The sequence below is a fragment of the Microvirga tunisiensis genome (assembly GCF_009296175.1).
Lineage (GTDB): Bacteria > Pseudomonadota > Alphaproteobacteria > Rhizobiales > Beijerinckiaceae > Microvirga > Microvirga tunisiensis.
The window spans coordinates 1-4195 of record NZ_VOSK01000460.1; the positions used below are offsets into that span (position 1 = coordinate 1).

Genomic DNA, 4195 nt, shown 5'->3' on the forward strand with positions numbered 1-4195 from the left:
TGATGGGCGAAAACCAGTTGCCGAAAGTAATCGCGGGTGTCAGATTCCAGGACGGCACCGAGATCGCAACGACGCCAACACACAACGTCGCCTGATCGGCCCCATCACCCAAAATCCAGCATAGGTCCGATCCGAGCCGGGTGGAGGACATTCGGGCCGAGGCAGAGGCGGCCCGGGAACTCGGCTTCGATGCCCGCGTCCTCGACAAGGCACCACTGCCATTCGCGACGGCCGGAGCTCTGGAGTTCCGCGATCAGTCCCAGTTCAATCCAGCCCGGTATCTCGTCGGACTGGCGGCTGCGGTTCAGGCCCGCGGCGGGCGGATCTATGAGCACAGCCGGGCCGTCAGCTTTGATCATCCCGACCGGTGGTCCATCGGAACTGGCAAAGGTCAGGTAAGGGCCGATCATCTTGTGGTCGCGACCAACATCACGGTCAAAAGCCCGGTGGGCTATGCCAACCGCACTCAGCCCCGCTGCCATGTGGCTATGGCCTTCCGCACCGACCATTCGGAGGCACTCGATGGCATGTTCATCAGTATCGACGACCCCACCCACTCTATCCGAACCGGACGCGACGCGGACGGACCTCTGATCATCACCTTGGGACCGCGATTCAACACCGGACAGGACGGTGATGTTGCTCGCCGTTTCCGGGAGTTGGAGGAATGGACCCGAGCCCATCTGCCCGTGCGCGAAGCTGTCTGGCGCTGGTGCAATGAGGATTACGATACTCCGGACCGCATGCCCTTCGTCGGACAGCCGGATGTTAAAGAGGCACCCGGCTTTTATGTGGCTACAGGCTTTAACGGCTGGGGCATCAGCAACGGCACCGCAGCAGGCCTGGCGATTGCCCATGAAATCGTGGCGGGCTCCCGGCTATGGGGGCGGCTCTATCAGCCGGACCGTCCGCCCCCGAAGGACTTCCACAAGAGTGGCGACACGCAATCGATGGTCGGTGACGTGGCGCAGATCGCCCCCGGTGAAGGTGGGGTCGTCGTCCGGGGTGACGAGAAGATAGCGGTCTGGCGGGAGGATGATGGTACCCTTCATGCCCTCTCGGCAAGCTGCACGCACAAGGGCTGTACCGTGACCTGGAACAATGCAGATCGCACCTGGGATTGCCCGTGCCATGGCTCGGTATTCGAGCGTGACGGAACCGTGATCCATGGCCCCGCCCGTAAGTCGCTGCCACCACGGGAGATCGGTTGACGGACAGACCCAGGTTGATGACCGTGAGTTCATGAAGGCAGCCGCGAGATGGGTCGGTTTGGCGGGACGGCGGCCGACCGCGAGATCGACGACTTCACGACCGCCCCATGCTCGCGCCCAGGGTGACGAGAAGCTCGTCCAGTTGCTCGAACTGCTCGGGCATCCCACCCTCCATTCCCGCAATCGTGTCATCGAGAGCTTCCTTTGAGGGATAGAGTTCGTGCAGGACCAGCAGCGTCTTGCCGTCCTGTTCCTCAAAGGTCACCGTCGTCACGGGAGCGTCATCACCTTCCTCATTGGTCCAGACGAGGCGGGAGTGCGGCGTCACTTCGATGTACTGACCGAAGAATGCCGTGGAGTTTGACGCATCGTGGCCGAACTCGAGACGGTACCTGCCCCCGACCCGAACATCCATCTCGCAGGAAAGCAGGGGTACGCCGGTCGATTTCGGCGCCCACCACCGCTTGAACAGCTCGGGCTTGGTCCAAGCCTCGAACACGATACGCGCTGGGGCGTCAAAGGTTCGTGTAACGACCAGCTCCCGGTCGGACTTCCGTTCCACGGTCGTGCGGTTCTTCGTGGGGGTGGGCTCACTCTCTCTTCTTTCGTTCATCGCGTTTCTCCCTCCGTTTCAATTCCTTGACAACCTTGTCCAACGCGTCGAGCGTGCATCCCAGAGCTGGCGGTAGCTCTCGATCCAAGCCGCCTCTTCCTCCAGTCGGCGTAGGCCGAGCTTGCAGGTCCGCACGCGCCCGACCTTCTGTGTGATGACGAGCCCCGCCTGATCCAAGACGTCGACGTGCTTCTTCATGCCTGTGAGGGTCATGTGGAATTTCTCGGCAAGGTCCGTGATCGAAGCGTCCGCACGTCCGAGCTGCTCCAGAACGCCGCGTCGGGTGGCGTCCGAGAGCGCGGCGAACGAAGCATCGAGGCGGGATCTCGTATACTGAACCATCTGGTTCAGTATGTACTGCGGATTGGCGACATGCAAGGGGAGACCGAGCGCGATCCTTTGCCAGCCGCGTTCCCCAAACTGACCCATCTCGCCGCAGCCTTCATTTGCTCACGGTCATCAACACGCCCTGGGGCGCGGCAGCGCTTTCGCTGCTCGGTTGGCATGGTAGCGGGACTGGGCCCATGGGTTGGCGCTGACGGACGGCTAAGATTCCAACGAGCCACTTGAGACAGCTCACATGATTGTGTTGGTCTGCCCGCCGTCCCTCAGTCCAGGCCCGGTGTATGATCCCGTACGGCTTGACGGGAATCGCCCATGCTCGAGCAACCCGCTATCATTCGCCGGCATTCGATCATGGTCCGTGTGACACACTGGGCCAATGCAATCTGCTTGCTGATCCTCCTGATGAGCGGCCTCCAGATCTTCAACGCCCATCCGGCGCTCTAATGGGGCAGGCCTCTACGTTTGATCAGCCGATCTTCGCCCTGACAGCGACGAATAGTGATCAAGGCCGAACCAAGGGTGTCACGCAGCTCTTCGGACATTCATTCGACACCACGGGTGTTCTTGGCGCGTCAGCCGGATCCGGAGGAAATCTCCAGGAGCGCGGCTTCCCGTCTTGGCTGACCCTGCCGAGCTACCAGGATCTCGCAACCGGGCGGCGGTGGCACTTCTTCTTCGCCTGGCTGCTCGTTCTCAACGGCGCTGTGTACCTTCTGTACAGCATCGTCAGCGGCCATCTGCGACGCGATCTCCTCCCGACGGGATCACAGCTCAGGAAAATCGGGCATACGATCCGGGAGCACCTGCTCCTGCGCTTCCCACGCGGAGACGACGCCCGGCATTACAACGCTCTCCAGAAGTTGGCCTATCTGATCGTCGCCCTGGTGTTGCTGCCGCTGGTGTTTCTCACCGGCCTGACCATGTCCCCCGGGGTAAATGCCGCCGTTCCCGAACTCCTCACCCTCTTCGGCGGCCGGCAATCCGCCCGCACGATCCACTTCCTGGCCGCATCCGGACTGGTACTGTTCGTCATCGTGCATGTGGCCATGGTCCTGCTGTCGGGGGCCTGGAACAACCTGCGCTCGATGATCACCGGTTCCTATGTTCTTCCGGGAGGCGCTCATGCGAACCGATCCTGAGCGACGCAGCTTTCTCAGGCGAGCCGGTGCCTTGGCCGGAACCCTGGCCCTGGGCGGCTGCGATCGCCTCTCCGAGGCACCCTGGTTCCGGCAAGTCCTCGACAGTGCCGAGAGTGCCACCCTAAGGGCGCAACGGTTCCTGCTCGGTTCAGGCCCTCTCGCCCGCGAATACACCGAGGCGGATCTCTCGCCCGTGTTCAAAGCGAACGGATCAACGTCGGTCGACGACTTCGACTACCAGACCCTCGCCGAGAAAGGCTTTGCCGGCTGGCGACTGCAGGTCGATGGCCTGGTCGAGCGCCCGCAGCAGCTTTCCCTGGCCGACCTCCGGACGATGCCTTCACGCACGCAGATCACGCGGCATGACTGCGTTGAGGGCTGGAGCTGCATCGGCAAATGGACCGGTGTGCCGCTGGCCCATGTGCTGGAGCAGGCTGGCGTGCAACACCAAGCGCGTTACGTCGTGTTCCACTGCGCTGACACGCTCGAACCGACGCTGGATGGCACCGGCCAGTACTATGAGAGCCTCGGGTTCGAGGACGCCTATCACCCGCAGACGATCCTGGCTTACGAGATGAATGGCCAGCCGCTGCCGATCCCGCATGGGGCGCCGCTGCGGCTGCGGGTGGAACGTCAGCTCGGCTACAAGATGGCCAAGTACGTAATGCGGATCGAGCTCGTGGAGAATTTTGCCGGAATCGGCCGCGGTCGCGGCGGTTATTGGGAAGACCGCGGCTATGAATGGTACGCGGGCATCTAGTACTACTGTGTCATAAACTTTGTGTGGCAGCAGGGACATCGTGGGAGCCTTCGCACGAGAGTGCAGATGAGTTCAGCCCGGATGGTGGCGATCGACTGGGCGACGTGGCGTTCGGGGCGGATGGGTG

At 62.4% G+C, this 4195-nt stretch carries 2 protein-coding genes and 3 pseudogenes; 3 read left to right on the forward strand and 2 right to left on the reverse strand.

The annotated features are described in order from the left end of the window. Positions 1-128: 128 nt before the first annotated feature. Positions 129-1211 (forward strand): annotated as a pseudogene (locus FS320_RS39300) (FAD-dependent oxidoreductase); the annotation flags it as partial. Between the two features lie 94 nt (positions 1212-1305). Here the strand turns inward: FS320_RS39300 and FS320_RS39305 are convergent. Continuing rightward, positions 1306-1824 (reverse strand): SRPBCC family protein, encoded by a 519-nt coding sequence (locus FS320_RS39305; protein ID WP_152717809.1) that lies wholly within the window; start codon positions 1822-1824, stop codon positions 1306-1308. Beyond that, positions 1802-2166: pseudogene (locus FS320_RS39310) on the reverse strand (ArsR/SmtB family transcription factor). Before FS320_RS39310 ends, FS320_RS39305 begins: the two are co-directional and overlap by 23 nt. Positions 2167-2481: 315 nt before the next feature. On the opposite strand from FS320_RS39310, the pseudogene FS320_RS39315 reads away from it, so the two are divergent. Continuing rightward, a pseudogene (locus FS320_RS39315) lies at positions 2482-3308 on the forward strand (cytochrome b/b6 domain-containing protein). Beyond that, entirely contained in the window at positions 3292-4068 is a 777-nt protein-coding gene (locus tag FS320_RS39320) for a molybdopterin-binding protein (protein ID WP_152717811.1), read from the forward strand. Before FS320_RS39315 ends, FS320_RS39320 begins: the two are co-directional and overlap by 17 nt. Positions 4069-4195 lie beyond the last annotated feature (127 nt).